General features: G+C 38.6%; 3 protein-coding genes. All 3 read left to right on the top strand.

Going from position 1 to position 5,049, the window contains the following annotated elements; genetic code table 11:
- Positions 1-73: 73 nt before the first annotated feature.
- The 3 genes from IQ228_RS20845 (at position 74) to IQ228_RS20835 (ending at position 5,016) form a co-directional block, all read left to right on the top strand.
- Entirely contained in the window at positions 74-436 is a 363-nt protein-coding gene (locus IQ228_RS20845) for a response regulator transcription factor (protein ID WP_027400781.1), read from the top strand.
- A 128-nt stretch (positions 437-564) separates the two neighbouring features.
- Positions 565-1,038: a chemotaxis protein CheW gene (locus IQ228_RS20840; protein WP_027400782.1), complete on the top strand. Its 474-nt coding sequence runs from the start codon at positions 565-567 to the stop codon at positions 1,036-1,038.
- A 111-nt stretch (positions 1,039-1,149) separates the two neighbouring features.
- The gene (locus IQ228_RS20835) at positions 1,150-5,016 is read left to right on the top strand and encodes a GAF domain-containing protein (RefSeq protein ID WP_193964259.1); all 3,867 of its coding nucleotides are present in this window, start codon (positions 1,150-1,152) and stop codon (positions 5,014-5,016) included.
- Positions 5,017-5,049 lie beyond the last annotated feature (33 nt).

Here is a 5,049-nt window from a genome sequence, read left to right as displayed (position 1 = left end):
TTATTTGATCTGTCTAATTGGAGACTTGCTGTTTTTGTTTAACATTCTTAAAAGAATTCAATAGGTAATTGTTATGAGTACCGTTTTAGTAGTAGAAGATGGCTTAACTGATATGGAATTTATCAGTAAATACTTACAGCAAGCTGGTTATTTTGTGGTTTGCGCTACAAATAGTGCAGAAGCACAATCTAAAATAGGTAGGAGTAAACCGGATGTAATAGTTTTGGATGTAATTTTGCCGGGTAAAAGCGGCTATGAATTTTGTCGGGAGTTAAAAAATAATACCGAAACTAGTAATATTCCTGTAGTTTTTTGCTCTACTAAAAACAGTGATGTAGATAAAATGTGGGGGAATATGTTAGGTGCTGATGCTTATTTAGCTAAACCAGTAGATAAGGAAGAGCTAGTGCTGACTTTAAAAAGATTGATTAAATGATGGATTGTGGATTAGTCACCGAATTTTAGATTTTAGATTTAAAATTTGAAGAAGTCTGTACCCTTTCGGTAAAGCAATCTGCATTTTCAGGAGCTAAAAAGAATTATTGAGGGTGGGGGAAACTAATTTTGGAAACCAAACAAAAATTTTTGAGCTTTTCTTTAGGAGTCAGAGATACAGCAGTAATTCCCCTCGAACAAATTACGGAAGTTGTGCAAATACCACTGACAGAAATATGTGGTGTCCCACAAATGCCTAATTGTGTTGTCGGAATTTATAATTGGCGGGGGGAAATGTTGTGGTTGGTTGACTTGGAGGAAATGCTAGGTTATCCACCACTTTTGCAAGGGTCAAATGTTTTGTCCAAAATGATGGCATTAGTGGTAGAACAAGAAGGTAAGTATTTGGGAATATTAATCCGTCAACTCATAGATATTGATTGGTTAGATACCCAGCAAATGAAACAACCATCTGGGGAGGTTTTTTATCCAGAAATGATACCTTTTTTGCAGGGATATTTCATTAATGATTCTGAACAAATGATCTTTAATTTGGATGCTTCAGCAATGCTGCAAACTTCTATCTGGACAACACATAGTTAAATAAGGAGTCAGGAGTCAATAAAGAATAAGAAGTTTAGTCATCATAATTTTTATTCCCTATTCCCTATTCCCTATTCCCTACACTTTACTACAATTATTGAGGTTAATGGCATGACAACTTTATATCAAAACCAAAATGAAGATGCTGGAAACATTTTTAGTCCATCACAACATGAAGAAAAGAAAAAAGATAATGGCAATGGATCTAATTATGATTCATCTAGTAAAAGTTTAATTGCCCAGGAATTTAAAATCTGGAGACAGCGATTTCAAGAGATAACTACTAAAATGCGCCTAGTTGGGGATTTGGAGAAGTTATTATTTGTAACAGTAGCAGAAATTAAAGCTAAGTTAGTATGCGATCGCGTCTTAGTTTATCAGTTTAACACAGATGATACTGGAACTGTTTTAGCTGAATCAAGAAGCACTGGTTGGACACCTGCGATTAATGAAACTCTGGCGGCTATTGTGTTTGGTGTTTATACCAGTGCAGATTATTTAGAACCTGTAATTATTGACGATATTAGTAAAATTCAAGTTACCCCCTACCAAAAGCAGCTACTCGAAAAATTTCAAGTTAGAGCTAGTTTGAGCTTACCTATTTTTATTGATGGTAAAGTGTGGGGGTTATTGGTAGTTCATAGCTGTGGCATACCTCGACAATGGCAAGAAACAGAAACCACACTTTTATCACAAATTACCACAGAAATCACTTATAGAGTGCAGGGATTTAAATTACAAAAAGAACTAAAACAATCTTCCCTAGCTAAACAGTCAGCAGCAAAAGTTATTACCAAGATTTTACAACAGCCAGATGTCGAAAAAATCTTTCAAACGACTACTCAAGAAGTCCGCCAACTATTGAAATGCGATCGCGTTGGGGTGTATCGTTTTAGTGATGATTGGAGTGGTAAATTTGTCTCCGAATCTGTGGGAAATAATTGGGTGAAAGTTGTCACCCCCGATTATAAAATGGTTTGGGAAGATACCCACCTTCAAGAGACAAAAGGTGGTAGATATGCCAATGGAGAAACCTTTGTCGTTAATGACACCTATAAAGTAGGTTTAGCCCAATGTCACATTGATGTTTTAGAACAGTTTGAAGCCAAAGCTTATATAATTTCTCCCATTTTTTCTGGTGAAAAATTGTGGGGTTTATTAGCAGCTTATCAAAATACTGGAGCGCGGGAATGGCAAGATTGGGAAGTCAGCTTTTTAAATCAGATTGGTTCACAATTTGGTGTAGCTGTTTCCCAAGGAGAATATCTGGGAAAAGTACAAAAACAAACTGAACAATTAACTCAGATTACCAAACAAGAAAAGGCTTTAACTAAGATTATTAACCGCATCCGGCAATCTTTGGATATGGGAGAAATCTTTAAAATTGCTACTCAGGAACTACGTCAGGTTTTGCGATGTGATCGGGTTGCAGTTTATCAATTTCATCCAGATTTTAGCGGTAAGTTTGTTGCAGAATCAGTGAGCAATGGTTGGGGTAAATTAGTTAGTACAGACCTGACAGATATCATTGAAGATACTTATCTGCAAGAAACCAAGGGCGGGCGGTTTGCTAAAGGGGAGGCCATAGCGGTAAATGATATCTATCAAGCCAATATTACCCCTTGTTACCTGGAATTATTAGAGCAGTTTGAAGCTAAAGCTTATATCAATGTCCCAATTTTCTTCGGCGATCAATTATGGGGTTTATTAGCAGCTTATCAAAATTCTGCACCTCATGAATGGCAATCTTCAGAAGTTAGCTTTTTATCTCAGGTAAGTTTACAATTTAGCCTAGCTAAAACCCAGATAGATTATCTACAAACCCTAGAATCTAAATCAGAAGAATTAGCGCAACGGGCTGAACAAGAAAAAGCCATAAATAGGACTGTGAACCGAATTCGTCAATCCTTAGATGTAGAAGAAATATTCAAAACAACTACCCAAGAAGTTCGTCAGGCTCTGCAATGCGATCGCGTGGGAGTCTATCAATTTCTCCCTGATTGGAGTGGTAAATTTATCGCCGAATCAGTAGGTATGGGTTGGAAAAAAGTAGTAACACCAGACTTCCAAATGGTTTGGGAAGATAGCCACCTCCAAGAAACCCAAGGTGGTAGATATGCCAAAGGTGAAATCTCTGTAGTTAATGATATCTATCAAGTTGGCTATGCTCAATGTCATATCGAGATTTTAGAGCAGATTGAAGTTAAAGCCTACATCATCGTCCCCATCTTTTTTGAAGAAAAATTATGGGGCTTATTAGCAGCCTATCAGAATTCTACAACCCGTGAATGGCAAACTTCAGAAGCCAACTTTTTAACTCAAATAGGATTGCAATTTAGCCTAGCTAAATCCCAAGTTGATTATCTAGATAGATTACGACAACAATCTGCCAAAATTGCCCAGATAGTTGAACAGGAAAAAACCTTCTCCAAGATTGTTAACCAAATTCGTCAGTCCTTAACTTCCGGGATCGAAGAAATTTTCAAATCTACCACCCAGGATATCCGCCAACTATTTAAATGCGATCGCGTCGCAGTCTATAAATTCACCTCAGACTGGGGTGGTCATTTTGTCGCCGAATCAGTAGCCCCAGGTTGGATCAAACTAGTTACATCCGAACTAAAAACCGCCTTTAATGACCCTTGTTTGCAAGCCATGAACGGTGGTGATTATAAAAAAGGTCGCAAATTAATAGTCAACGACATTTATCAAGCCAGCTTTGATACTTGTTACATTGAACTCCTGGAAGGATTTGAAGCCAAAGCCTATGCAATTGTCCCCATCCTATTTGGCGAAAAACTCTGGGGACTACTGGCAGTTTATCAAAACTCTAGTACCCGCCACTGGGAAGAGCCTGAAACCAATCTGTTAGCGCGGATTGGTGATCAATTAGGACTAGCTTTGCAACAAACAGAGTTCTTACAACAGCTACAAACCCAGTCAACCAAACTATCAGAAGCAGCAACAAGAGAAAAAGCAGCCAAAGAACTACTCCAACAGCGTTCCATTCAACTGCTAATTGCCCTGAAACCAGCCCTCAAAGGGGATTTAACAGTCCGCGCCCCCATTACTGAGGATGAAATAGGAACAATTGCTGATGCTTATAACGGGACTGTGCAAGCACTACAGCAGATCGTTATTCAAGTACAAACAGCTTCTCAACAGGTAGCCCAAACTTCCAGTAATAGCAGTACCTCACTGGTGGGATTGACTCATTTAGCCGAACAACAATCTGGGGAAATCACTAAGGCTTTAAGTGATCTGCAACAGATGGTAAATTCTACCCAAGCGGTAGTAAATAATGCCAAATTAGTACAGATAGCCGTCCAACAAGCCAACAAAACTGTAGATTCTGGCGATACCGCGATGAATGAAACAGTTAATGCTATTCAAGCCATTCGAGAAACTGTAGCTCAAACCAGCAAAAAGATTAAACGTCTGAGTGAATCATCCCAAAAAATCTCCAAAGTTGTAAATCTGATTAGTAGCTTTGCCACTCAAACTAACGTTCTAGCTCTGAATGCAGCTATTGAAGCCACTAGAGCCGGTGAATATGGGAAAGGCTTTGCAGTGGTAGCTGATGAAGTCCGTTCTTTATCTCGTCAGTCAGCAGCCGCAACTATCGAAATTGAAAAATTAGTTCAGGAGATTCAAGCGGAAACTGGGGAAGTTGCTGTAGCAATGGAAACAGGGATTCAGCAAGTTGTCGAAGGAACTAACTTAGTTAATGAAACTCGTCAAAATCTTAATGCCATTGTGTCTGCAACTGCGGAAATTAGTCAATTAATTGAACGCATTACTGAAGCCACCCAAGTACAAATGCAGCAATCTGGTACAGTTACTAAATCCATGAATGATGTGGCAGAAATCGCTAACAAAACCTTTGGGGAATCTCAAGAAATTGCCCATGTTTTCCAAAGCTTAACTGGAATGGCACAGGATTTATTAGCGACTGCTAGTAAGTTTAAAGTCAAATAAATAGGGAGTGGGGAACAGGGGAGTGGGGGGAGT

The sequence above is a fragment of the Dolichospermum sp. LEGE 00246 genome, from assembly GCF_015207865.1.
Classification (GTDB): Bacteria; Cyanobacteriota; Cyanobacteriia; order Cyanobacteriales; family Nostocaceae; genus Dolichospermum; species Dolichospermum heterosporum.
This window is presented reverse-complemented; position numbering and strand designations above follow the sequence as displayed.